This is a genomic window from Chryseobacterium sp. 2P (assembly GCF_059579425.1).
The window spans coordinates 3,295,849-3,322,402 of sequence record NZ_CM184194.1 but is presented as its reverse complement, the minus strand read 5'-3'; the positions used below and the strand labels follow the sequence as shown (position 1 = coordinate 3,322,402).

The window sequence follows — 26,554 nt, the reverse complement described above, 5'->3', positions numbered from 1 at the left end:
CCAAATTCAAGGTTAAAACTTTGAACCTTCAACATAAAACCTTGAATTAAAATTATGTCAAATTTTGTAGATTACGTAAAGATTCATTGTAAAAGCGGTCATGGAGGAGCAGGTTCTGCGCATCTCCGCCGTGAAAAATATATTCCTAAAGGCGGTCCGGATGGAGGAGACGGAGGAAGAGGAGGACACGTCATCATGAAAGGAAATGCCAACGAATGGACTTTACTTCCTCTGCGTTACACGCGTCACGTAAAAGCGGAGCGTGGTGAAAACGGAGGGAAAAATCAGTTAACAGGAGCTTACGGAGCCGATGTCTATATTGAGGTTCCTATCGGAACGATTGCTAAAAATGAAGATGGCGAGATCATCGGTGAAATTCTGGAAGACGGTCAGGAAATTATCCTGATGGAAGGAGGAATGGGAGGAAAAGGAAACGAACACTTCAAATCTTCTACCAACCAGACTCCGAGATTTGCGCAACCGGGAATGGACGGACAGGAAGGATACGTCGTTTTTGAGCTTAAAATTCTTGCTGATGTGGGTCTTGTAGGATTTCCGAATGCAGGAAAATCTACCTTATTATCTTCTGTTTCTGCGGCTAAACCTAAAATTGCAGATTATGCTTTTACCACGTTAACCCCTAATCTTGGAATTGTAGATTACAGAAATTACAAGTCTTTTGTAATGGCAGATATTCCGGGAATTATTGAAGGAGCAGCGGAAGGTAAAGGTTTAGGACACCGTTTTTTAAGACATATTGAAAGGAATTCCATCCTGTTGTTTTTAATTCCTGCAGATTCTGAAGATCATTTTCAGGAATTTAAGATTTTGGAAAATGAATTAAAGGAATACAATCCTGAATTGCTGGATAAAGATTTTATTATTTCCATTTCAAAGTCCGATCTTCTGGATGAAGAGTTGAGGAAAGAAATTTCCGCAGAATTTCCGGAAAACAGACAGCCTTTATTTTTCTCAGGCGTTACCGGAGAAGGTCTTATGGAACTGAAAGATGTGATCTGGAAGAAGTTGCATGGGTAGAATTTAACCGACACATAAAAATAGGTAATGTACTGAAAAATAGTTGGTGAAATTCAGGATATATTTTAATAAATTATGGATGTTAATCCGAAGAGGACAAAAGCACTGGTGGAGATCAACTTTTCAGCAATAGGATTAATGTTCAAAACGATAGTTTTAAGGTGAGGTTTCCCTCACCTTTTCGTTTATTATCGGATGAACCTTATGGCTAAAAAAACTCTATTTTTCGTTAGAAAAATAAATATACCATTTGATGAAATTGATTCGGTTTTTCAATGTGAGACCTCTGTGCAGGTCGAGATGATTTTTTAAATGGCTGAAATATCCCTCAATACCATTGGTTGTTTTAGGAATATTGGGATTTTCCAGATAATGAAACATATTGGGCAATGCCCGTTTTATAGTAAAATACGATCGTCTGATAAGCTTGTGGGTATACCAGTATCTTTCGGTTTCAAGATTAATTGTTTTTTCATTAATATAATCCTGATGTCTCAAATACCAGTCGTTGAGTTCATTTTTCCACCAGATTTTATCGTTTTGTGTTTTAATTTTCAGTAATAATAAAACGTGTTTTCGAAGTTCCTGACCGGCAATGTGTTTAGGAAACTTTGTGAGCCAGATCAGGCACATTCTCTGAATATGAACCAGACATCTCTGAGTAATGATGTCTCCATCAGATTTATTTATGGCTTTCAAAACGCTTTTATGTCCATCTGTAGTAATGCTTTCCAGCTTTACGCCCAGCCGTAAAAGATTGTTTAAATCTTCCCTGATTTCTTCATAATGTTCTCCATCGGTAAAACGGATAAGCTGTGTATATCCATCAAAATCATCCTGATAAGCAATTAAACAGAACTGAGCAAAATAAGTTGCATCCATTCTTAAATTCACCTTTTCCCGTTTGATGATCTTTAAGGTAGGAGACTGCTCTAAAATGGTATAAAATGTTTTCTGCAAAGTATCTTTCGAATAACCGCTGTCTCTGCAAAGCGTTTTGTAGGTCTGCCTTTCCAATACCCATTTTTTGAACCAGATAAAACGATTTTTAATTCTCTGCTCCGTTCTGTTTTGAGTAAATAAAATCCCGCAATTTTTACATTTAAATCTTTGCTTTCCCCCTTGTTTTCCCCAACGAATTACCTCCAGGCTTGAACAAGACCAACAACGTTTTTTTGCCATTTTTCAGACAAAGAAAAAGTTTTATGAAACACGTTTCATAAAACTTCCTCCAAGCAGCCTAACAATGAGGTTTTGATAGGATTCTACCAACTATTTTTCAGTATTATGCCTAAAAATATAAAAGGAGAAATGCTTTGTTTCTCCTTTTTAGTGTCAATGATTATTTCTTTATAAACTTTTTTGTTGTTTTTCCTTCTTTGGTTTCGATTGTAATGAGATACGATCCGGAAGGAATATGTTTAATATCAATTGTATTTCCATTCAATACAGTATTAATTTTCTTCCCCGAAATATCATAAATATTTACATTTTCAACTTTCAAAGTGGATTGAATCGTTAAAAAATCAGAAGCGGGATTTGGATATAAATTAATATCACTTCCATGTACATCAGGAAGTTTCTTCCTTAAATCCATAAATAATTTCACATTTTGTTTTTTCCCTTCAATTTCTCCTTCACAGGGTTCTCCGCATCCTTCAATTTTGGCATAATATTTAGCGCCGTTTTTAATGTAAGTATTGGGTAGCAATGTAATACTTTCTCCTGCTTTCATTGTAATATTTTTTCCTGCATCTATAACATAGGCTGTATTTGTAATAATAGTATTACTCGCATTATAGGTATGGATATTATTTGTTTCCTGTGAATTTTTTACAATATTGGGGACACAATTATTACTTGTATTGTTGGTATTAAGAGTAGGAACTAATTGAGGAAACAAATTAGGATTTGTACTGGAATAGCCGGGAGATATATTTAGATTGTACAAATCTAAACTGGCTCCGCCAAAAACATCAGGATTATTAATTTTACCAATGTAGTTATTTTGAATATAGGCATATTTGAAATAAATATCACCGTATTTATTTCTTTGAATTCCTTGAAAATCTACACTGCCGGTAATGGTATTTGCTATGCTGTTGTATATAATGTTGTTATTTGTAGATGCCAACATATTAACAGCATATATATTAGTCGAGAGGTGTGTTCCTACATATAAAATAGAACCATCTTTGTTGAATTCCGTCAAGATGGGAGTAAGACTTGCAATTGTTAGTTCATAGGCATTTGTTATTTGTCCTGTACTGTCATCAAAAGAGTATACTCTTCCTTCATTATAAGAGTTTACAAAATCTTCAGAGCTAAAACTCAGATAATGTGAAAAACTTTTGCACAATGATCTTAATTTTGGAGAAGCCTTGATATAGGCATAATGCTGAAAAGGAGAAGGATAAGCATTCTCAATATTTAAACTACTGGTTACGGGATTATTTACAAAGCCTGTATTGTTTAAGGGATAACTATATAATTTTGTCATTGTAGGAATTAACACCCAAAAAGAAGCATTATCTATTTGCGGAACAATGGTAACTCCTTTTGCTGTTGTAAAATCATTTCCAAATTCATCTAAAATAGGAATATTTGTCTGGCTTTGTACAACATCACCAAGAGAAAATCCATCAAGTCCAAGATTTCCTAAAGACATATTTACAACTGAATATCTCGCTACAAAGGTGTTTGATGATGAGACGACCCCGCCACTGAAAATATAGTATAGATTAGGATTGGAAGGATGTTTCACAATAGCTATTTGCATAGGAGTTTCCTGCATTATGTTACCTCCATTTGGCATTATAGTATGCTCTCTGGTCCATACTGAAATTCCGTTAGTGTAAAATAATAATTTCCCATTACTGTCGCTTACAGAAGCGGAGGCTCCATTTGTAGTCATTTGGCTGTTGGTAAATACAATTGGTGACGGAGAGGAAAAATTAATTGCGGCATAATTCCCAAAATACCAGTTATCATTTTCTCCTTGAGCGAAAGTTAATAAAGGAAATAAGATTAATATAATTGCGATATAAAACTTTTTCATGCATTAGAATTTTATATAATTAATTATTTAACTTTTTTCTCAAGCGCTTCAATTCTTTTCTGTTGCTCTATGGTATAAAGTGTAAGTTCTTCAATCTTCTTCAGAAGTAGAATATTCATTTCCTTAAGTTCAATACCATTTTTAATAGCTTCTTCTGTTGTAGGAACTTCCGGAAGATGTCCGTTTTCTTTGATAAATTTTTCAACATTATTTAATGGCATTAATTTATAACCTTTCTCAAAAACGTAATCTGCCCATCCGTTATTAGCAGCAATATCTACTTTTACTTTTTCAGTTTTAATTCCGTCTTTTACAAAAAGTTTATATTTTTCACCATCCGCAGCGATTCCATCTACGGGCAACTGATTGGTAAACTGCCCGATTCCGATTGTCCCGTTATTTCCTACAATCCAATTTCCTATGTTTAACTCATTGTTTGGCGACGTCGCATTGTATGGTACAATGTTCGTTCCTATAAATATATTGTTACTTCCAGATGTAATATATCTTGCATTAGAACCTCCTAAATTAATATTATTTGATCCTGTTGTTAACGCTCTGAAGGAATTTGCTCCTAATATCACATTTAAACTTCCGTTTCCAATATATCTCGTGGCACTATTTCCTAAAGCGATATTATCATCTCCCACAAGTGCTCCTGATCCCATTGCTCCCAGTCCTATTCCGATGTTTCCTGTACCTCCCTGCATGTTCTCCAAAGCATTAGTTCCTATTGCAACACTAAATGTAGCAGAAGGTGTATTTCGCATGGTGCCACTACCTACCGCAGTATTTGAATTACCATTTGTTAATGAAGCCAAAGCATTACTTCCCAATGCAACATTACCTGAGGATGTGGCGTTTTGCGTTAATGTTCCCATACCAAACGCTGTGTTTAAAATACCTGTAGTATTGCTCATACCACCGCCAAAAAGCAAGTTTTTATCCCAGATCTGACCTGTATATCCTATATTATGAAATGAAAACTGACCAGTTGGTGTAATTCTCATTTTTTCATCATTGTTTATTTTAATAACAAGGGGTTGATTATCTAAAGTTCCTATAAAATTTGTTCCTGGAGTTGTTCCTGTGTTTCCTGTAAGATTCCATTGAGCGTTTGCTGTAATACCTAATATAACAGAAAGTAGAATGATTGTTTTTTTCATGATTATTAAATTAGACACAAATGTAACTATGAATAAAATAAAATTCATCGTTAAATGACTTTTTTATAATGCTTTTTATTTTATATATTTATAATTTGTATACATAATTGTCTTTGAAAAATTCATAAATAATTATGATTCTATGGTGAAAAAATCGTATTATGATGAACTAACCCTAAAAAAGTATAAAAAGGTAATATTTATAGTCTATATAATTCAATGTTTTCACTTTTGGAACAATTATTGAGAGAAACCACTCAAATGTAAGCTATGAAATATTTATTAAGCCTTTTGGCTTTTATCTTTTTATTTTCGTGTATTTCTCAGAAAAACGGTTTAAAATATTCGAAAATTGAATATGAAGCAGGTGCTTGTTTCGGATCCTGCCCCATTTTTAAAATAACAGTAAATCTTGACAGAACGGCTGTATTTGAAGCAGAACACTTTAATTTTTCAAAAGGATTTTCAAAAGGCGAGTTCGATAAACCCCGTGAAGGAACTTTTAAAGGGACAATAAAACAGGAAGATTATAATACATTAATTACTTTATTGGATAACTCAGATGTAAAAAATCTCAATGAAAAATATGGCGAGCGAAATATTACAGATCTTCCCACTTCCCATTTGAGAATCAATTTTACAGACGGAACTTCAAAACATGTTGAAGATTACGGCAAAAAAGGAACTGAAAAACTTGAGAAACTGTATAGGTTTTTTGAGGATTTAAGAACCAGTCAGCAATGGACAAAAGTAAAATAATTAATTAAAATATTTAAGCTACCTTTGCAAAATATAATTCCTTCATTTTGAAGGAATTTTGTTTTAATTATTAAATACAATTTATTTGAATTTTACAGACTTACATTTAATTGATCCTATTGCAAAAGCAATTCAGGAACAAGGATATACCAACCCGACTCCGATTCAGGAGAAATCCATTCCGGAAATTATAAAAGGTAAAGATTTTTTGGGTTGCGCTCAGACAGGAACAGGAAAAACGGCGGCTTTTGCCATTCCTATCCTTCAGAATCTTGCTCAGAACAAATTCCCCAACAGAAATATTAAAGCTTTGATTTTAACGCCTACAAGAGAACTGGCGATTCAGATTGAAGAAAATATTCAGGCGTACGGAAAATATTTACCATTAAAACATCTCGTAATTTTTGGCGGTGTAAAGCAGGGAAATCAGGAAGCTGCATTAAAAAAAGGAGTTGATATTCTGGTAGCAACACCGGGAAGACTTCTGGATTTTATTGCTCAGGGAATCATCAGCTTAAAAAATCTTGAAATTTTTGTACTGGATGAAGCGGATAGAATGCTGGATATGGGGTTTGTTCATGATGTGAAAAGAATCATCAAACTTTTACCTCAGAAAAGACAGACTTTGTTTTTCTCTGCAACCATGCCTTCAGAAATACAGAAACTGGCAGATTCTATTCTTAATAATCCTGTAAAAGTAGAAGTAACTCCGGTTTCATCTACCGCAGAAACCATTAAACAATCGGTTTACTTTGTAGAAAAAGATAATAAACTGAATCTTTTAACGCACATTTTAAAGAATGATATTTCTGATTCTGTACTGGTTTTTGCAAGAACAAAACACGGTGCCGATAAAATTGCCAGAAAACTTCAGAAAGATAATATTACAACAGAGGCTATTCACGGAAATAAATCCCAGAATGCGCGTCAGAATGCTTTAAACAATTTTAAATCCGGAAAAACCAGAGTTTTGGTGGCTACAGATATTGCAGCGAGAGGAATTGATATTGATGAGCTTAAATACGTTGTTAATTTTGAGTTGTCTGATGTTTCCGAAACCTATGTTCACAGAATCGGAAGAACGGGTAGAGCAGGAGCGGAAGGGACTTCTATTTCATTTGTAGACGGGCTGGATCTTCTCAATCTTCGCAATACAGAGAAACTGATCGGAATGAAAATTCCTGTGGTTAAAAACCATCCGTTTCATACAGACGATCTGGTTGCTCAGAAAAGAGATTCGAATAACAAGCCAGTTCCTGCAGGATCGGAAAAACCGAAACAGGCAAGAGGAAATTCTTCAAAATTCAGCCGAAATAAGGCAAAGCCGGATAACGGAGCTGCGTCAGTCGGTTTTAAAAAGCCTAAGAATAAAAATTTTACAAGAAAGAAATAATGTGAAAGCCTTCCAAATCCGGAAGGCTTTTATTTTTAAGTCTTAACGAAGACTTTTTTCGCATTCTCAGTAGTAATTCTGTCAATCTCCGAAAAATCCACTTTGTAAAGATCCACCAGTTTTCCGGCAACCAGATCAAGATATGAACTTTCGTTGCGCTTTCCTCTGTGCGGAACCGGAGCGAGGTAAGGCGAATCTGTTTCCAGAACGATTTTATCCAAAGGGATTTCATTCAGAAACTGATCTATTTTACCATTTTTGAAGGTTACAACACCACCAATTCCTAAAATGAAATTCAGGTCAATTGCCTGTTTTGCCTGTTCTAAATTTCCTGAAAAACAATGAAAAATTCCTCTCAGTTTCGGATGTTTTTTTCTTTCCAGAACCTCAAAAGTTTCATCAAAGCTTTCTCTGGTGTGGATTACGATAGGAAGATCTTTTTCAATTGCCCAGTCGATTTGCTGTTCAAAAGCTTTCACCTGAATATCAAGAGTAGTTTTATCCCAGTATAGATCGATTCCGATTTCTCCGATGGCTGGAAAAGACCTTTGATCAAGATAATTCTTAACAATTTCGAGCTCTTTTTGCCAGGATTCTGGTTTTACATAACAGGGATGCAGTCCCATCATCGAAAAGATATGTTCCGGATATTCTGCCTCCAGTTGCAGCATTTTTTCATGAGATTCCGAATCGATTGCCGGAAGATAAAATTCTGTAATTCCTTTATCTAAAGCTCTCTGAATGGTTTCTTTTCTGTCTTCATCAAATTCTTCTGCGTATAAATGTGTATGGGTATCAATCATTTTTTATATCATTTTTAACAGGTCTTCGTAAGGATTTTCCAAATTCAGCAAGATGCCGAAAGCGGGTTCCGTTTTGATGCCCTGTTTTTTTAATTTTATTATTTTCTGCTTAAAATCTTCACCTTTTTCCTGTAATATTTTGTATTCGGCAATCATATGAAGATAGGCGTTCTGTTTGGTTGCAGGTCTATTCTGTCCGAAAATTTCTATGGAAAATTCTTCCAGTCTGAAATTCATAACAATTGCTTTTTCGTTTTCAATCATTATATTTTCCACCGTAACTTCTGTTTCTGCAGGAACAATTATCTTAAAACTCACTTTTTCTAAAAAATCCTCTTCAAAATTAAGATCAACTTCGCAAATGATGTCTAAATCACTTTCTTCAATATCAATTTCTATGGGAATAGTTCCTGCCAAAATGGGAGAATAGTCCTTCAGCTTTTCAAAAATATGATATCTCGTCAAAACTTCATAAGCTCTTTTTTGCCTTTCATTTCCGTTTTTCAGATAGTCAATTTTTGTGAAATCAATCATTTTGATTCTATTGAATTTGAAGACTCAACATGATGGGTGTTTATCTGATGTAAAACTTCATTTGTGATGTCTTTTCCTCCCGTAAAGTTTCTGTAAAAAGAGGCAATACTGAAAATAGGTCCGAAAGGAATTCCCCACCAACCAAAAAATAAAGTCAACAGCGAATATTTCCAACTGTATTTTGAGGAAGACTCATCAGATTTTATAAAATAAATATCACTTGGTCTTTTTGAGGATAGGAAAATAATTGAAATTGTATATGAAAAAACTACGAATTTAGCACCTTTCTGTAATTCATCATTTAATTGATCGGTTGATAATCCTTCTGTGTTTTTAATAATAGCCATTAGTTTTTAAAATATTTTATGCTTTACTTTTTTTCGCTGAGCTTCAATCCTTAGGTTTAATTTTTCTTTATATTCGATGTATTTCGGATCTTTTTCGTCGCTGGTTTTATGCTCCAACGCTTTGTGAATTTTAAAATTTTCTTTGATGAAATCTTTTGTGTCATCCGAAAAATAAGCATTTCCGAATTTTTCGAAAATATAATTAATTGCCTGATTGTTAGGATGAATCATATCTTCTTTGTAAAAACGGTAATCGCGGAGATCGTCCATTAAAATTTCATAAACCGGAAGATAATGACAGTAATCCAGCTCATCAATCATTTCATGAATTGCTGTGATCAGTTTAGATTTACTCAGCTGATTTTCAATCATTCCGTCTTTGGTATGACGAACCGGAGAAACGGTAAACAGAATCTGAACATCATCGGTACAGATGTCTTTGAGGTTCAGAATTGTATTGTACACAGAATCTGTAATTTCCTGAAAGGTCAAAAGTCTTTTTTCAAAGAATTTCTGAGGGATTTTGTGACAATTGGCAACGAGTTTGTTTTTGGGCGTGAATTCGTAAATAAATGAACTTCCGTAAGTGATAATTATCCAGTTGGTTTTTCGGAGAAAGGAATTTCCTTCCTCAAGACCGGAATTTATTTTCTGTAACGTCTGATGAACATATCTTGTGTCGAAACTTGAGTGATGATCCAGAGAAATAAATTCATCGTTAAAGGTAATCAGTTCTTCTTCATAATAAAACTCGGCATCATGAAGCCTTTTGACCGCATTGTTGATTGAAAAAGGATTAAAAATGGTTCCAAAAGGATTGTTGATGGTCTGCAATTGCCCCTGTTGAAAAAGATCCGACATTTCAGAGGCAAAACAGGAGCCGATCGAAAATATTCTATCTTCAACTTCAATTTTCTTCTGCGATTCTTTGATATCAACTTCGGTTCTGAATTTCATTTAATCAATTTGAAAATCTGAGAATGTGTCAATTTGAAAATTTAAGATTTATGCTTACTCATTTTCAAATTGACTAATTATCAAATTATGATTCTCTTCTCAATAAATAATTGGCAAGTTCAGCAAACGGTTTTTTCTTTTCCTCCGGAATATCAATTTTCTGAAGATAGCTTTGTCCGATTTCGTTATGTTTTTCGATCAGACGTAATGCTTTTTCGTCCACTTTTGTTCTTCTGAAAATCTTTTCCACACCGTATACTTTATCGATATTATCGGTCTTTTTAGAATACCAGTAATCCAGCTCTTTTCTCTCTTCTTCCGTAGCGTGTTCTCTCGCCATCAGGTAAAGAACGGTTTTTTTGTTTTCGTAAATATCTCCGGCGTGTTTTTTTCCGAATTGCGCCTGATCTCCGAAAACATCAAGGTAATCGTCCATGATCTGGAATGCAATTCCGATGTGTTTTCCGAAGTTGAAAATTGATTTTGCATCTTTGAAGTTTGCTTTTGCAATCAATGCTCCGATCTCAAAAGAAGAAGCACTTAAAACTCCGGTTTTGTAGGTAATCATTCTGATGTAATCATCAAACGTTACGTTTTCCTGAGTTTCGAAATTGATGTCATATTGCTGACCTTCGCATAAAAGCAATCCTGTATGCGTGAAAATTCTGATACACGCCTTGAAAATTTCAGGTTCAAGGTCTTCGAAAAATTTATAGGCTTTCAGCATTAAGCCGTCTCCGGAAAGAATTCCTACGTTAATTCCGTGTAACGTATGAATTGTCGGTTTGTTTCTTCTTAACGGAGCTTCGTCCATAATATCATCATGGATCAGCGTGAAATTATGGAAAAATTCAATTGCCAGAGCAGGCTTTATAGCTTCTTTAAGATCACCTCCAAACAAATCGCAGGCCATTAGAACCATGATCGGACGAAGACGCTTTCCTCCGTGCGAAATAATGTAGTTCATAGGCTCGTAAAGTTCAGTTGGTTTATCTTTAAAGGTATATTTGGTAATGGCATCCGCAACAATCTGCTGATATCTGTCTAAAAATTCCATAAATTCTAATAGTTTGAACAAAAATACAATTTTTCAGGGCTTTATAAAACAAAATCCTCACCGTTTTAAGAGTGAAACGCTTTTATGTGATTGAAATTTTTTATTCTTAGTTATTTTCACATGATTTGTCATTCCGTATGAATCTAAATATAATTTTTTAGATTTTATTTCTAATACAATTTCTTAGATTCATACGGAATGACAAATCCTCTGGTTATTTCTTCCACAACTTGAATACACGCCAACAATTACTAGCCCAGATTGTAATGGAAATCCTTTTTTGAAAAAAAAGATTGCAATGAAAAGCTGGAAATAGCTCCAAATTTTTCAATTTAAAAAAACAAAAAACTTTGCCCGAAAGAGCAAAGTTTTATTATTTTGAGTAATCTGAGTTGTTAAGATAATGCAGTTACTGCTAGGTAAGTAATTCCGGCAACAATTGCAGAGATCGGAATAGTAAGAACCCATGCCCAAAGAAGGCTTACAGTGATTCCCCATCTTACGGCAGAAACTCTTTTTGTAAGACCAACCCCGATAATGGAACCTGTAATCGTATGTGTGGTAGAAACAGGAATTCCGAAGTGATCTGTAATAAATAACGTAATAGCACCTGCTGTTTCAGCACTTACTCCTTCCAGAGAAGTTACTTTTGTAATTTTCGTTCCCATGGTTTTGATGATTTTCCATCCACCGCTCATTGTACCCAAAGCGATCGCGATAAACGAAACCAGAGGAACCCAGATATAATGCTGTGCGAAATAATCAAAACGTGCTGCTGATTCAAGATTTAAATAAATCGGATCGTGAAGCATTTCAACATGATAGTAAATTAATGCTGCACCAATAATCCCCATTACTTTCTGCGCGTCATTAAGACCATGTCCTAAACTGAAAAGTGCTGAAGAAGCAAGCTGTAATTTTTTGAAAGACTGGTCTGCTTTGTGCGGGTTTGATCTTTTATAAAGGTGAACAATAATTAAAGTAATGATAATTGAGATAATCATCCCGATAATCGGAGCCATGAAAATGAAAAGGAAAATAGGGATTACCTTGTCAAATTTCACAACGCTCTGGTGCGTTACCTGCGAAGCGGCTGCCTTTACGGTTTCCCAAGTTCCCAATTCCGGCTGTGCTGCTGCAACGTTGTGGTAATCCATCATAAAAGCGTGCATTAAAGCGGCTCCTAAAAATCCTCCGATCAGTGTGTGTGAAGAGGAGGAGGGAATACCAAACCACCATGTTAAAAGGTTCCATGCGATTGCCGCAACAAGACCTGAAAAGATAACTTCGAGGGTAATAAAATTCTCATTAACTGTTTTGGCAATTGTATTACCAATTTTAAATTCTCCAATGATGTAAGCAGCGATGAAGAAAGCTGCAAAATTCCAGAGTGCTGCCCAAAGAACCGCCTGGAACGGAGTTAAAACTTTTGTAGAAACAATAGTCGCAATTGAGTTGGCTGCATCATGAAAACCATTAATGTAATCGAATATCAAAGCCAATGCAATAATAACTATAAGTAAAATCGGAAATTCCATTGTTTAATTATAATTATTAATTATGCGTATTTAATCATGATGTTTTCAATCGTGTTGGCAACATCTTCTGCTTTGTCAGTTACGACTTCAAGATAATTAAGTACAGATGAAACTTTGATAATGTTGATCGCGTCGTTTGTTTCGAACAATTCTACCATAGAATTGGATAACAAATCGTCTGCAATGTTTTCGATAGAGTTTACTTTGATACAAGCTTCTTTTACCTGCTCCATATTTTTGAATCCTTTCAGGTTTTTCATTGCATTCTGGATCTCAAGACAAGCTTTGTGGATCAGCAATGAGAAGTCTGAATAGGCCTTCATTTCCGGCGACTTGTAAAGGAAGATATATTTTGTGGAAGCGTAGATGTAATCTGCGATATCGTCTAATCCTGTTGCTAAAGTGTGGATGTCTTCTCTGTCGAAAGGAGTAATGAAGTTTTTCCCCAGTTCTACGAAGATCTCGTGAGTAAGCTCATCATTTTTGTGTTCGTAATCGCTCATCTTTTTCAACATAGAATCGTCGTTCAGATCGAAATCTTTGATTCCGTGGTTGAATTCCTCAGACATTGCTACAAGGTTTTCTGTTACTTTTTCGAAAAGTACAAAGAAGATTTTATCTTTCGGTTGAAAAGCGTGGAAAATATTACCAATTCCCATTGTAAAGTTTTTATAATTCGTGTGCAAATTTCTTAAAAAACCGCCTTACCTGAAAGGGGATAACGTTAAGTTTTGTTAACATTGGATGAACGCCTGATTATCAAATAAAAAAACCGACTTTACAGCCGGTTTTAGATATATTTTCAGTAAGATTAATTAGCCTCTTCAGCTCTCATTTCCTTACCTCTGAATTTCATTGTAGAAATATTGCTTAAAAGATCTCCTTTGAAAGATTTTTCAACCTCGAAGAAAGAGAATTTCTCTAGAATTTCGATGTCTCCGATCTCGGCTCTTTTTTTGCTTTTTCCTGAAGATGTCGCTTTGTTGATGATGTCTAAAACGTCAAGTTTTTTCAACTGGTCTTTTTTACCAAGATTGAAGAAAAATCGAACCATATTTTCGTTCTTCCTTCTTGGTTTTGCACCACGTTCTCTTCTGTCGCTTCTTTCTCCACGTTCCCCTCTGTCGCGGTCTCTTCCTCTGTCACGGTCTCTTCTTGAACCTCTGTCATCATCTCTGCTGCTCAGTTTCTGCTCAATAAGATCATGTCTGTCTTTGTAGTACATTGCAAGATCCTTTAACTGGAACTGAAGAAGCTTGTGCGCCAGTTCTTCTTTCGTGAATGCCGATAAATCAGGAATCAGAGAGTCATCAAATTCAAAGAAATCTTCGTGAATTTCGAATAGACTTTCGAAAACTCCTCCAACCTGAGCTTTGATAATATCGTCACCGGTAGGAATTTTACCTTCCGTGATTTCAATTTTCGTAGCCGATTTGATCTGCTTTAATTTTCTGCTTTCTTCAGGCTTAATTAAAGACATTGAAATTCCGTCTTTTCCTGCTCTTCCTGTTCTTCCGCTTCTGTGTACGAAAACTTCAGGATCGTCCGGTAAAGAATAGTGGATAACGTGGGTAAGAGAATTTACATCCAGACCTCTTGCTGCAACATCTGTCGCTACAAGAATATCAATGTTTTTTAGTCTGAATTTCTTCATTACCGTATCTCTCTGCGCCTGAGAAAGATCTCCGTGAAGTGCATCTGCTGCATAACCGTTCTGCATTAAGAAATCGGCAACTTCCTGAGTTTCCATTCTTGTTCTGCAGAAAATAATGGAGTACTGATTCGGGTTGGAATCAATTAATCTCTTTAAAGCTTCTTTTTTCTGACGGTAACCTGCCACATAATATTCATGCTTGATGTTCTTTTTAACCTCGTTAATAGAACCTACAGAAATTCTGTGCGGCTTCGTAAGATAGTTTTTGGAAATTCTTTCCACTTCCTTGTTCATCGTTGCAGAGAAAAGGAAAGTCTGTTTTGTTTCCGGTGTTTCACTTAAAATGGTTTCCAATTCGTCTTTGAAACCCATGGAAAGCATTTCGTCTGCTTCGTCCAAAACCAACCAGTGAATAGCAGAAAAGTCTAAAGCCTTTCTGTTAATCAAATCGATTACTCTTCCCGGAGTTCCCACAATAATCTGCGGTTTGTCCTTCAGAGATCTCATTTGCTCCATAATACTGCTTCCACCATAAACCGCTGTGGTTTTGATGTTCTGCATGTACTTAGAATAATTCTTTATGTCTTTAGCAATCTGAAGACATAATTCCCGTGTCGGACAAAGCACCAAAAGCTGGATTTTGCGACTCGTTTCGTCAATCATATCCAAAATCGGAAGCGAAAATGCTGCTGTTTTGCCTGTCCCCGTCTGCGCAAGTGCGATCAAGTCGCGAATATCTGAAAGAATAAAAGGGATAGTCTGTTTTTGGATTTCTGTCGGGCTTTCGTAGCCCAGTTCGCCAATTGCCTTAAGAATATCAGGACTTAAATTGGTCTCCGTAAATAAATTCATTAAATATTATAAAATTTCTGCAAATATACAATAAATATTTGATTTGTTTTTGAATTATTTTTAAATAATTAAACTTAAATTCAGAATCCTTTAATCTTTTACTTTTATTTTGAAAATTAAATGCAAAAAAACAGGGTGCAAATTATAAAGATGTTAACCATTGTTTTTTTTTATTAGATGTGTTTTATTTTTTCTCTGGAATTTATGAATTTTCAAAAATTTTAAACTTTCAGATCCATTTAAATTCTTTATTTGGTTATTTGTGTGGAAAAAGTATAATTGAAAACAGTTCGGTTTTTGTACATTTGAATCATTACAAATTATCAGTTTTACAATTTAAAATAAAAAACTTTACAGAATGATGTCTGCAACAATTTCTCCAAAAGTATTCGATTTTCTTAATCAACTTACCGTTAACAATAACCGCGAATGGTTTACGGAAAATAAAAACCTTTACACGGAATCTCAGGAAAATGTGATTGCTTTTCTTGGAGATCTCATTAAAGAAATGTCTGGTTTTGACGATGAGCTGGGAAAAATTGATGCCAAGAAATCTCTGTTCAGAATTTACAGAGATACACGATTTTCAAAGGATAAAATTCCTTATAAAACGAATTTCGGAGCGTCATTGGGAATGGGAAAAGGAAGTCCGAAAGGCGGATATTATCTTCATCTGGAGCCGGGGAAATCGTTCATTGCCGGAGGAATTTACATGCCCGAATCTTCAGTTTTAAAGGAGTTGAGAAAAGAAATTTCTTTATATGGAGAGGATTTTCTTAAAGTCATCAATAACAAAGAATTCAAAAAATATTTTCCGGATCTTGATCAGGATGATAAGCTGAAAAAAATTCCGCAGGGTTTTGAAAAGGAAGATCCGATGGGAGAGTATCTCAAACTGAAAAGTTTTATCGTAGTTTATAACCTGAAAGATGAAGAAGTTTTCGATAAAAATGCCGTGAAAAATCTTGCCAAAATCTTTAAAGTGATGAAGCCTTTGAATGATTTTCTGAATACGCCTTTTTTGTAGGTGGATTTGTTCAACCCACACAGGTTTTCAAAACCTGTGTGGGTTAGGATCGATAAATTGGGCATAATACTGAAAAATAGTTGGTAGAATCCTATCAAAACCTCATTGTTAGGCTGCTTGGAGGAAGTTTTATGAAACGTGTTTCATAAAACTTTTTCTTTGTCTGAAAAATGGCAAAAAAACGTTGTTGGTCTTGTTCAAGCCTGGAGGTAATTCGTTGGGGAAAACAAGGGGGAAAGCAAAGATTTAAATGTAAAAATTGCGGGATTTTATTTACTCAAAACAGAACGGAGCAGAGAATTAAAAATCGTTTTATCTGGTTCAAAAAATGGGTATTGGAAAGGCAGACCTACAAAACGCTTTGCAGAGACAGCGGTTATTCGAAAGATACTTTGCAGAAAACATTTTATACCATTTTAGAGCAGTCTCCTACCTTAAAGATCATCAAACGGGAAAAGGTGAATTTAAGAATGGATGCAACTTATTTTGCTCAGTTCTGTTTAATTGCTTATCAGGATGATTTTGATGGATATACACAGCTTATCCGTTTTACCGATGGAGAACATTATGAAGAAATCAGGGAAGATTTAAACAATCTTTTACGGCTGGGCGTAAAGCTGGAAAGCATTACTACAGATGGACATAAAAGCGTTTTGAAAGCCATAAATAAATCTGATGGAGACATCATTACTCAGAGATGTCTGGTTCATATTCAGAGAATGTGCCTGATCTGGCTCACAAAGTTTCCTAAACACATTGCCGGTCAGGAACTTCGAAAACACGTTTTATTATTACTGAAAATTAAAACACAAAACGATAAAATCTGGTGGAAAAATGAACTCAACGACTGGTATTTGAGACATCAGGATTATATTAATGAAAAAACAATTAATCTTGAAACCGAAAGATACTGGTATACCCACAAGCTTCTCAGACGATCGTATTTTACTATAAAACGGGCATTGCCCAATATGTTTCATTATCTGGAAAATCCCAATATTCCTAAAACAACCAATGGTATTGAGGGATATTTCAGCCATTTAAAAAATCATCTCGACCTGCACAGAGGTCTCACATTGAAAAACCGAATCAATTTCATCAAATGGTATATTTATTTTTCTAACGAAAAATAGAGTTTTTTTAGCCATAAGGTTCATCCGATAATAAACGAAAAGGTGAGGGAAACCTCACCTTAAAACTATCGTTTTGAACATTAATCCTATTGCTGAAAAGTTGATCTCCACCAGTGCTTTTGTCCTCTTCGGATTAACATCCATAATTTATTAAAATATATCCTGAATTTCACCAACTATTTTTCAGTACATTACCATAAATTGTATAAATCAAAACGTGGAAATTCTTACGAATCATAGTTTTGAATATGTTGTAGCGTTGTATCGATTAATGAAACTTTGCAAAATCTAACAATTCATTTTGTCTGTCATTCCGCAGGAAACCTGAGTTTTCGCCTTTTATTAAAGCAATTTTTAATTGTAGTGATTTTGATTATTTTTCAAAAGGAATGTTTTTATCTTTACAATATTTTTCTATTTCAGAGTCGCTTAAAAAATACTTATCACAGAACTCGTTCAATTCTTTTTCTGCACCAGTAATATATTTTTCGCTAGCTGTTAATAGTTTTTCTGTTTGTTCTATGAAATGTTCAAATTCTTTGTTTATTTTACAAAGCTTATCAATGGTTTTAAAGTCTAAATCTCGATAAACTGCGGGGAATAATATTTTACTTTGATAAGGATTAGCGTTCAACTCAATAATTCCAATTCCAAAGGACTGATTTAATCTAGACATTTCTTCATTCAGACTGTCGCTAAACTCAAAAGCAACTAGATATCCATAATTAGCCCAGCTTGAATTAGAAACAGCTTGAAAATAAGCCTTTTTAAGTTCGCTATCACTATTAATTTCTCTTTTAAGTTCATATGAACTTAGCTTAAATGTATCAACGCGATTAATTGATTTTAGAAAGTTTTGGCTTGCTTTGGTTTGAAGATTTAAAAATTTGATCCCAATCATATCAGGATGAGTCCATATTTGATTACTGTCCTTTCCGTTAGATTGTTCATGAAATATAGTCTTAGAGAAAGTTTCAGTGTTCTTCAAAAAACTACTCAATAATTTATGTAGGTCTCTTTCTTCATAGACCTTGGTTTTTATTTCCCCTTTTAAATTTACTGCAATCGTACTTTCATCATCTAAAATGTATTCTTCAATCTGTTGTTCATTCTTTGTTAGATAATAATAATAAGTGCCGTTAGTTTTTTTGATTCTTTTAACTCTTGAATCCCCCAATCTTATAAAGTCACCAAGTTGCGCAGATATTGTTGAAGAAGGAGTTTTACCTTTTAGAAATTCATAATAATTTTTTTCAACAATGTGATTGTAGACTTCTATATTATATACTGGTATTATTAAATCTTCAAGGCTTTTTAAGATGGCTTCTTTTATAGTCATTAGTTTGTAATAATTGATTTTCAAATATAATAATAAATGTCAGAAATGTATTTTCAAGCTCATAATTCCCACCCAAAAAATAAAATCCGCCACAAATTTGCCCACCCAATTTTTTAAAAGTAATTTTGCATGAATCTAAAATAAAAGTAAAATATGTCAACTTACGTAGTTGTAGGTCTTCAGTATGGAGATGAAGGTAAAGGAAAAATCACGGATGTTTTATCGGCAAAATCAGATTACGTTGTACGTTTCCAAGGGGGAGACAACGCGGGTCACACGGTTTATGTAGGTGAAGAGAAATTCGTTTTGCACCTTCTTCCATCGGGAGTTCTTCAGTGCAAAGGGAAATGTATCATTGCCAACGGAGTAGTGGTAAATCCTAAATCTTTCATTAAGGAGGTGAATCAGATCGAAAGCAAAGGCTTAAAGACAGATCACATTTTCATCAGCAGAAGAGCGCATGTCATCATGCCTTACCACATTCTTTTGGATACGTACCGTGAAGAAGAGCACGGAGGAACGCAGATCGGGACAACAAAAAAAGGGATCGGACCTTGCTATGAAGATAAAATTGCAAGAGTGGGGATCAGAATGATCGACCTTTTGAATCCTGAGATCTTAAGAGATAAAATCGAGAAAAACTTAAAAATCAAGAATTCTCTTTTTGAAAAATACTTCGGAAAACCTACATTGGACGTTGAAGAAATTTACAACGAATATTTAGAAATCGGAAAACAGCTTCAGCACAGAATCGTAGATACCGAACTTGAACTGAATGAAGCGATCAGAGACGGTAAAAATGTTTTATTCGAAGGAGCGCAGGCTTTAATGCTGGATATCGACTTCGGAACGTATCCTTACGTAACTTCATCTTCTCCATCTACAGGAGGAGTTTGTACAGGAGCGGGAGTTCCGCCAACTTCCCTTCAAAACTTAATTGGTGTTGCCAAAGCATACTGTACAAGAGTTGGAAACGGACCTTTCCCTTCAGAACTGGATAATGAACTGGGTGAGAAAATCAGACAGATCGGAGGAGAATTCGGAGCGACGACAGGAAGACCGAGAAGAACAGGCTGGTTAGACCTTGTTTCTTTGAAGCACGCATGTATGATCAACGGAATCAATAATTTAGTGATTACAAAATTAGACGTTCTTACAGGAATTGAAAATTTAAAAGTCGTTACGCATTATAAAACGGAAGACGGAAAAATCATCGATTATTTCACTTCATCCACCGAAAAATTATACAACTACGAACCAATCTATCAGGATTTACCGGGTTGGAATGAAGATATCACGAAAGCCAGAAGCTACGACGAACTTCCGCAAACCGCTCAGGAATACATCGAATTTATCGAGAAATATTTAGGAATCAACGTTTATTTGGTTTCTGTTGGACCGGAAAGAAGCCAAAATATCATCAGAAAAGAATTATTCTAAGAATATTTTTTCAACATACAGAAAGAGATCATCAAACGGTGGTCTCTTTTTTTATTGGATACTTTGATTCTTAAAAACTAAATTTCTACTTTCTTTTTATTCCGTAAATTTCAACCATCAACCATCAACTATCGACCAATTCCCTTTTCAGGAGCTTTTTCCAGCTTTCGCTACTCGCTTTTTCTTAGTTTCGGCGGCTGCGAAGCAGCCGCCGAAACTAAGAAAAGAGCTCAGACATGCCGCTCAATCTGGGCTAAAATGCAGGTCTGCAATTTTAACTTTCTCCGTAAAATATTTAAACTCAGGAATTTATTATTTGCAACATAGTTAATTTTATTATTTAACATTAAAATTTTAAAAACGTTATCATTTTAACAGATATTTGGCAAAAAATTTGATATTGAATCAATGCTTATTGGTAAGATCATAAAAACTAATAATCAAATTTTTTTAACAGTTTAAATATTTTAGTAATGAAACACACAAATCAAAATCAGGAATTTCGTTTTAACGAAGTTCTTTTCGAACACCGTAACAAAGAATACGGAGCTTATGTATTAAGAAGAGAATCAGACAGAATCTTAACAAAAGCATTTTTTATAGGAGTCAGTGTATTGGCTGCCGTTTCTTTAACTCCGCTTGCGATTAATGCATTTAAGAATCCCGAAGTGACTGACGAAGGAGGGTATGAATTACCTCCACCAATTCTTATTAATGAATATGATGATACACCACCTCCAGTAGCAGTTCTGCCTCCAAAAGCACCATCTGCTCCTGTAAAAACATTCGATGATACGGTTCCGACACCTACTTCTCATGTAACCAATGAAAAAGTTGTAGAGAAAATTGAAGGAGCTGTTGCAGGAACAAGAAATAATCCTGATGGAGAAACTGCTCCACCAAATACTTATGTACCAACAACTCCAACGATCGGAACTGGTCCTGTAATTACTACGGCTCCACCAGTAGTAATTAAAGAGGATCCCAATAAAATTTTCAATAGTGGAGATTTAGGAAAAGAAGCAAATTTTGATGGTGGAATCGACTCATTCAGAAATAAAGTAATGAGTAATTTTGACGGATCAGGCTTTGATTCTGGTGAATTAATGAAAACCACGATTACTTTTATTGTAGAAAAAGACGGTACCATTTCTGGAATAAAGGCTGCGGGTTCAGATGCGGATTTCAATAGTGAGGCGGTAAGAACAATCAGATCGATTAAAGGAAAATGGACACCTGCAAAAAACAAACAGGGTGAATCCGTAAGAAGTTATTTCAAATTTCCGATCACAATGAAATTTGATCAATAAGACATAAAAAACAAATCTTGAACAGTTATCCACAAAGAATTTTTTTTGTGGATAATTTTTTTTATTGCTAAATTGCTTATTAACAATATTTTAACTCAAATTTCGTTTTATCCCTTTATTAAGAGCAGGGAAAAATGTGTATTTTTGAAACTTAAAGTTCTAACAATGGCAAAAATCATAGGTATCGCTAATCAGAAAGGAGGAGTTGGGAAAACAACAACAGCTGTTAATTTAGCCGCAGCATTAGGGGTATTAGAGAAAAAAATATTAATCATCGATGCAGACCCTCAGGCGAATGCAACTTCAGGTTTAGGCGTAGAAGACGTAAGATATTCTACATACAATCTTTTGGAGCACAGCGTAGAAACTTCAAAATGTATTAAACAGACAGCAACTCCGAATCTGGATATTGTGCCTTCTCACATCGATTTGGTGGCAGCGGAAATTGAGCTTGTCGACAAAGAAGAGCGTGAGTATATGCTTAAAAAAGCTTTACAGAGCGTAAGAGACGATTATGATTATATTATTATCGATTGTGCGCCGAGTTTAGGTCTTATTACCGTAAATGCGCTTACAGCAGCAGATTCTGTAATCATTCCGATTCAGTGCGAATATTTTGCGTTGGAAGGTCTTGGAAAATTACTGAATACCATCAAAAACGTTCAGAAAATCCACAATAAAGATCTGGATATTGAAGGTCTGCTTCTTACGATGTACGACAGCCGTTTGAGACTATCCAATCAGGTCGTGGAAGAAGTAAATTCTCATTTCCCTGAAATGGTGTTCGAAACCATTATCAGCAGAAATGTACGATTAAGCGAAGCGCCAAGTTTCGGAGAAAGTATCCTGAATTACGATGCAGAAAGTAAAGGAGCAATACAGTACATTCAGTTGGCAGAAGAAGTTTTATTGAAAAACGAAAAATTAGTAAAGAATTAAAAGCAGCTAGCTAAGCTAAACGCTAAAAACAAAATATGAAGGATAAAAAAAGAGCAATGGGACGTGGTTTGGGCGCAATTCTTAGTGCCGAATCCAAAGCAACGATCAATTCTGCCACCGATGAGGGAGCAGATAAGTTTGTAGGGAATATCGTAGAAATTGCATTAGAAGATATTTATCCCAATGCGTCTCAGCCAAGAACTTATTTTGACGAAAAAGCATTGAACGAACTTGCGCAGTCGATTAAAAATTTAGGTGTTATTCAGCCGATTACCTTAAGAAAAGACGGCGAAAAGTTTGAAATCATTTCCGGAGAAAGACGTTACCGCGCAAGTAAAATTGCAGGATTAGAGTCTATTCCGGCATACATCCGTCTGGTTAATGATCAGGAGCTTCTTGAAATGGCACTTGTTGAAAACATCCAGAGAGAAGATCTTGATGCGATAGAAATTGCATTAACATATCAGAGATTGATGGAAGAAATTGGTCTTACCCAGGAAAATCTAAGCCAGAGAGTAGGGAAAGACAGAAGTACCATTACAAATTCCATCAGATTACTGAGACTGCATCCCGATATTCAGAATGCGATCCGAAGCGGAGAAATTTCTGCAGGACACGGAAGAGCCATCATCAGTCTTGAAAGCGAAGAACATCAGCAGATTTTGTTTGATTTAATTATCAAAGAAAAACTCAATGTAAGACAGGCAGAACAGGCAGCTACAGCCATTAAAAACCCGAAATCTCCGGCGGCGAAAAAAGCAAAAGCCGAGCTTTCCAACAATTATAAAAGAGCGCAGAAAACAATTGCAGATATTTTAGATGTAAAAGTTGAAATCAAAGCCTCTCCAAACGGTAAAAAAGGTAAAATTGTTCTGGACTTCAAAAATGAAGATGAGCTGGAATATATTTTATCCCATATTAAATAAATGAAAAAAATACTTTTCACATTTTTTCTGTGTCTGTTCGCTCTTGCGTATTCACAGGTAAATCCTAACGACACTATTCGGGTAGACTATCGCCCGAAAGACAGTGTTGCCGTGGAAAAGAACAACATCAAAACAGAAAGCAGGGTAGTTGCAGATCTTGAAAAAGCAAACGGACCTACAAAAAAAACGCTAAAACTTAACCCTACAAAAGCAGGGTTGTACTCTGCCGTACTTCCCGGATTGGGACAGGTGTATAATAAAAAATACTGGAAGGTTCCCATTGTTTTAGGAGCAGTAGGAGCGGGGGTAGGAATTGCAGTCTGGAATGACAATCAGTACAGAAGATACCGTGAATATTACATCGCCAAGCTCAACGGAACTCCAAATGAATTTGTTGATAGCCATCCTTGGCTCGACAAAGTGGCTCTCGGAAATGCACAGGACAGATCAAAGAGGCAGAGAGATTACGCCATTGCAATTACAGGATTAATTTACATTCTGAATATCGTAGATGCAGTGGTTGATGCCCATTTATACGAAGCGAGACACGATCCGGATCTTACGCTTAATCCGGCAATGATTCAGGATCAGTATGGAATTGCACCTCCGAAAACGGGCTTAAGTTTAAGTTACAGATTTTAAAAATAAGTAATGCAGTCTTAGCTTAGTGAAATCGAAGATTCGACGAAGTCAAACGCCTTCGCGAACGAAGAATATGCAGGAGGATTTTAAAGAAATCTTTACGGGCTTTGCATTAGATTATAAAATTAAATAAAGAAGAACATGAAAATAGCATTAGTTGGATACGGTAAAATGGGCAAAATCATTGATGAAATTGCCACTAAAAGAGGACACGAAATCGTTGCCCGGTTAAAAGAAACTCCAACTGCTGAAAATCTCAATAATCCTGATGTTGTAATCGAATTTTCCTTACCGGAAGTTGCTTACGAAAACATCAAAGCCTGTCTGGAAAACAAAATTTCGGTGATCTGCGGAACAACGGGCTGGCTGGAAAAAAAATCCGAAATTGAAAAACTGGCTGTAGAAAAAGAAACCGCTTTTTTATATGGTTCAAACTTTAGTCTTGGTGTTAATTTATTCTTTGCCTTAAACGAAAAACTGGCAGATTTAATGAAAAATGTAGACGAATATTCTTGTCAGTTAGAAGAAATTCATCACATTCACAAATTAGATGCGCCAAGCGGAACAGCAATTTCCATCGCCGAAGGAATTTTTAAAAACAATCCGAAATTCGATTCCTGGAAACTGGAAGAAACGCAGGGAAATCAACTGGGCATTTTTGCCATCCGTGAAGATGAGGTTCCGGGAACACACAGTGTTTTTTACAGAAGCGAAGTGGACGAAATAGAAATCAAACATACCGCATTCAACAGAAGTGGTTTTGCACTGGGTGCAGTAGTTGCGGCAGAATGGATTAAAGATAAAAAAGGAAATTTCACGATGAAGGACGTTTTGGGACTTTAATATTGTAACAAAATTCTTACATTGCAAACTAATAAGAGTGAATGGTGAAGTGTTAATAGTGAATTTGTGATCATTTATCAAGACATCATTCATCAATTATATTATAGATTAGGCACAAAAATTTATGAATTATTTTTTAACGTACGCAGTTTATGTTCTCATTTTATCTGTATTGATGGGGATTTCCACGTGGAAACTGTTCAAAAAATTAGGATATAGTCCGCTTTTCGCGTTTATTCCTTTTTACAACTATTTCATTATTTTAAAAGAGACAAAACATCCGAAATGGTGGGCAATTTTATCATATCTGCCAATCGTAGGACCTATTATGATGTCTGTTTTTCATTTGTATTTAGTGAAAAAGTTCGGGAAAACGCTCTTCAAAGATCAGTTTCTTACAGTCATTCTTCCGTTTATCTACATGGCAACGATAAATTATGGAAAAGATGTTGAGCTGGAAGACGAAAATGCCATCTTTCTTACCGACGAAGAAAAAAGTGCAAAAAAGAAAGATTCATTTGTTGGGTCTGTGACGTTTGCGGTAGTTTTCGCAACAATAATTCACGTTTTTGTAACACAGCCTTTCGGAATTCCGACAGGATCTATGGAAAGAACTTTATTGGTAGGTGATTTCCTTTTCGTAAACAAATGGAGTTACGGATACAGACTTCCAATGCGTCCTCTGGCGATTCCCTTCTTACAGGGAACCATCATGGATACAGGGGAAAAAGGAAACCCGAAAGATGATCCTAAATCTTATGTGGACGCTGTAAAATTACCTTATGAAAGAATTTTTCAGTTTAGCAAGCCTCAGAAAAAAGATATTGTTGTTTTCAATTATCCACAGGATTCCGTGCACACTGCCATCGACAGAAAAGATCCTTACGTAAAAAGATGTGTAGCTGTTGCGGGAGATACTTTCGAAATGAGAGCAGGAAGACTTTTCGTTAACGGAAAAGCTGAAACATATTTAGGAGATCAGGAAGTTCAGCATGCATACACAGTAAGCACAGGAACGCAGTTGGATGTTCCGGGACTTTATAACATTTACGGATTTTTGCCTGTTAGAGAAATTCAGAATGAAAAAAGCGGCGGATTTGTTTATATGTTTCAGGGACTTACTGATAAAACGGCTAAAGAAATTAAATCTTTACCGAACGTGATCAGCATGGAAGAAAATATCTATCCTAAAGATTCTGCAACGATTTCTTATAAATTGAATGCTGATAAAACAGCGTACACCAAAAGTATTGATACTACCCAGTCTATTTTCCCAATCAACAAACCTTGGAATCAGGATTGGTACGGACCTTTAAAGATTCCTAAAAAAGGAGATGTGGTTACCATCAATCAGGAAACCTTACCGGAATACCAGTGGATTATTTCTCAGTATGAACACAATAAGCTAGAGAATAAAAACGGTAAAATTTTCATCAACGGAAAACAAACCAATCAGTATACCATTCAGCAGGATTATTATATGATGGTCGGAGATAACAGAGACGCTTCTTTGGATGCAAGATTCTTTGGTTTCGTTCCTGAAGAAAATATCGTTGGAAAGCCAATGTTTACCTGGATGAGTGTTCAGGGAGTTTTTGCGGATGCAAGTTCTACTTATCAGGCTCCTAAAAAAGTTCGTTGGGAAAGAATGTTTAAAGCAACCAATACAGGAGAAGCCAACAAAACCTCTTACTGGTGGATTGCAGCGATGATTCTTATTCTGTTCTTCGGGTGGGAATATTTCATGAAATTATTCAGAAAGAAAAAGACGGAAGACGATGTGTAATTCACTTTGTCAA

Annotated in this window: 24 protein-coding genes; 12 read left to right on the top strand and 12 right to left on the bottom strand. The window is 35.4% G+C overall.

Annotation, left to right across the window (positions count from 1 at the left end; translation table 11 throughout):
• The first annotated feature begins 54 nt into the window (after positions 1-54).
• Positions 55-1,038: a GTPase ObgE gene (gene obgE, locus AC52CF_RS15050; RefSeq protein WP_076392153.1), complete on the top strand. Its 984-nt coding sequence runs from the start codon at positions 55-57 to the stop codon at positions 1,036-1,038.
• 219 nt (positions 1,039-1,257) lie between these two features.
• Here obgE and AC52CF_RS15045 read toward each other — a convergent pair whose 3' ends face one another.
• The 3 genes from AC52CF_RS15045 to AC52CF_RS15035 form a co-directional block, all read right to left on the bottom strand.
• On the bottom strand, positions 1,258-2,220 hold the full coding sequence (locus AC52CF_RS15045) for an IS256 family transposase, variant Zn-binding type (RefSeq protein WP_250902065.1): 963 nt from the start codon (positions 2,218-2,220) through the stop codon (positions 1,258-1,260).
• A gap of 160 nt (positions 2,221-2,380) precedes the next feature.
• Positions 2,381-4,096, bottom strand: a complete 1,716-nt coding sequence (locus tag AC52CF_RS15040; RefSeq protein ID WP_214588975.1) for a T9SS type A sorting domain-containing protein — start codon at positions 4,094-4,096, stop codon at positions 2,381-2,383.
• Between the two features lie 23 nt (positions 4,097-4,119).
• Entirely contained in the window at positions 4,120-5,262 is a 1,143-nt protein-coding gene (locus AC52CF_RS15035; RefSeq protein ID WP_214588976.1) for a hypothetical protein, read from the bottom strand.
• 270 nt (positions 5,263-5,532) lie between these two features.
• Here AC52CF_RS15035 and AC52CF_RS15030 point away from each other — a divergent pair, with 270 nt between their 5' ends.
• Positions 5,533-6,021, top strand: coding sequence for a DUF6438 domain-containing protein (locus AC52CF_RS15030; protein ID WP_496517331.1), 489 nt, complete (start codon positions 5,533-5,535; stop codon positions 6,019-6,021).
• 85 nt (positions 6,022-6,106) lie between these two features.
• A complete protein-coding gene (locus AC52CF_RS15025; RefSeq protein WP_214588978.1) occupies positions 6,107-7,414 on the top strand; it encodes a DEAD/DEAH box helicase in 1,308 nt (435 codons plus the stop codon).
• A 35-nt stretch (positions 7,415-7,449) separates the two neighbouring features.
• Here the strand turns inward: AC52CF_RS15025 and AC52CF_RS15020 are convergent, their stop codons facing one another.
• The 8 genes from AC52CF_RS15020 to AC52CF_RS14985 all read right to left on the bottom strand — a co-directional run bounded on the left by AC52CF_RS15020 (position 7,450) and on the right by AC52CF_RS14985 (position 15,156).
• Complete coding sequence (locus AC52CF_RS15020) at positions 7,450-8,217, bottom strand: TatD family hydrolase (protein WP_214588979.1); 768 nt, start codon at positions 8,215-8,217, stop codon at positions 7,450-7,452.
• Between the two features lie 3 nt (positions 8,218-8,220).
• Positions 8,221-8,751, bottom strand: coding sequence for a DUF4269 domain-containing protein (locus AC52CF_RS15015; RefSeq protein ID WP_214588980.1), 531 nt, complete (start codon positions 8,749-8,751; stop codon positions 8,221-8,223).
• Entirely contained in the window at positions 8,748-9,098 is a 351-nt protein-coding gene (locus tag AC52CF_RS15010) for a hypothetical protein (RefSeq protein ID WP_116098970.1), read from the bottom strand. The genes AC52CF_RS15015 and AC52CF_RS15010 overlap by 4 nt, the downstream gene beginning before the upstream one ends.
• 6 nt (positions 9,099-9,104) lie before the next feature.
• Positions 9,105-10,055, bottom strand: a complete 951-nt coding sequence (locus AC52CF_RS15005; RefSeq protein ID WP_496517330.1) for a GSCFA domain-containing protein — start codon at positions 10,053-10,055, stop codon at positions 9,105-9,107.
• 85 nt (positions 10,056-10,140) lie between these two features.
• Positions 10,141-11,112 (bottom strand): polyprenyl synthetase family protein, encoded by a 972-nt coding sequence (locus AC52CF_RS15000; protein ID WP_214588982.1) that lies wholly within the window; start codon positions 11,110-11,112, stop codon positions 10,141-10,143.
• 395 nt (positions 11,113-11,507) lie between these two features.
• Positions 11,508-12,650, bottom strand: coding sequence for an inorganic phosphate transporter (locus AC52CF_RS14995; RefSeq protein ID WP_087712448.1), 1,143 nt, complete (start codon positions 12,648-12,650; stop codon positions 11,508-11,510).
• A 20-nt stretch (positions 12,651-12,670) separates the two neighbouring features.
• Entirely contained in the window at positions 12,671-13,309 is a 639-nt protein-coding gene (locus tag AC52CF_RS14990; protein WP_076392175.1) for a DUF47 domain-containing protein, read from the bottom strand.
• Between the two features lie 152 nt (positions 13,310-13,461).
• Positions 13,462-15,156 carry a DEAD/DEAH box helicase gene (locus AC52CF_RS14985; protein WP_214588983.1) on the bottom strand — a complete coding sequence of 565 codons (1,695 nt, stop codon included), beginning with the start codon at positions 15,154-15,156 and terminating at the stop codon, positions 13,462-13,464.
• 358 nt (positions 15,157-15,514) lie between these two features.
• Here AC52CF_RS14985 and AC52CF_RS14980 point away from each other — a divergent pair, with 358 nt between their 5' ends.
• Together AC52CF_RS14980 and AC52CF_RS14975 are read left to right on the top strand one after the other, a co-directional pair.
• Positions 15,515-16,183, top strand: coding sequence for a DUF2461 domain-containing protein (locus AC52CF_RS14980; protein WP_250902112.1), 669 nt, complete (start codon positions 15,515-15,517; stop codon positions 16,181-16,183).
• A gap of 170 nt (positions 16,184-16,353) precedes the next feature.
• Positions 16,354-17,316 (top strand): IS256 family transposase, variant Zn-binding type, encoded by a 963-nt coding sequence (locus AC52CF_RS14975; RefSeq protein ID WP_496517329.1) that lies wholly within the window; start codon positions 16,354-16,356, stop codon positions 17,314-17,316.
• 373 nt (positions 17,317-17,689) lie between these two features.
• Here AC52CF_RS14975 and AC52CF_RS14970 read toward each other — a convergent pair whose 3' ends face one another.
• Positions 17,690-18,655, bottom strand: a complete 966-nt coding sequence (locus AC52CF_RS14970; RefSeq protein ID WP_214588984.1) for a hypothetical protein — start codon at positions 18,653-18,655, stop codon at positions 17,690-17,692.
• Between the two features lie 153 nt (positions 18,656-18,808).
• Here AC52CF_RS14970 and AC52CF_RS14965 point away from each other — a divergent pair, with 153 nt between their 5' ends.
• The 7 genes from AC52CF_RS14965 to lepB all read left to right on the top strand — a co-directional run bounded on the left by AC52CF_RS14965 (position 18,809) and on the right by lepB (position 26,541).
• Positions 18,809-20,095 carry an adenylosuccinate synthase gene (locus AC52CF_RS14965; protein WP_214588985.1) on the top strand — a complete coding sequence of 429 codons (1,287 nt, stop codon included), beginning with the start codon at positions 18,809-18,811 and terminating at the stop codon, positions 20,093-20,095.
• 473 nt (positions 20,096-20,568) lie between these two features.
• Positions 20,569-21,405 carry an energy transducer TonB gene (locus tag AC52CF_RS14960; RefSeq protein WP_214588986.1) on the top strand — a complete coding sequence of 279 codons (837 nt, stop codon included), beginning with the start codon at positions 20,569-20,571 and terminating at the stop codon, positions 21,403-21,405.
• A 165-nt stretch (positions 21,406-21,570) separates the two neighbouring features.
• On the top strand, positions 21,571-22,344 hold the full coding sequence (locus AC52CF_RS14955) for a ParA family protein (RefSeq protein WP_076392187.1): 774 nt from the start codon (positions 21,571-21,573) through the stop codon (positions 22,342-22,344).
• A gap of 35 nt (positions 22,345-22,379) precedes the next feature.
• Positions 22,380-23,270, top strand: a complete 891-nt coding sequence (locus AC52CF_RS14950) for a ParB/RepB/Spo0J family partition protein (RefSeq protein WP_214588987.1) — start codon at positions 22,380-22,382, stop codon at positions 23,268-23,270.
• Positions 23,271-23,912 (top strand): DUF5683 domain-containing protein, encoded by a 642-nt coding sequence (locus AC52CF_RS14945; protein ID WP_214588988.1) that lies wholly within the window; start codon positions 23,271-23,273, stop codon positions 23,910-23,912.
• Positions 23,913-24,053: 141 nt separating this feature from the next.
• Entirely contained in the window at positions 24,054-24,755 is a 702-nt protein-coding gene (gene dapB, locus AC52CF_RS14940) for a 4-hydroxy-tetrahydrodipicolinate reductase (protein ID WP_214588989.1), read from the top strand.
• A 124-nt stretch (positions 24,756-24,879) separates the two neighbouring features.
• On the top strand, positions 24,880-26,541 hold the full coding sequence (lepB, locus tag AC52CF_RS14935; protein WP_496517328.1) for a signal peptidase I: 1,662 nt from the start codon (positions 24,880-24,882) through the stop codon (positions 26,539-26,541).
• The last annotated feature ends 13 nt before the right edge of the window (positions 26,542-26,554 follow it).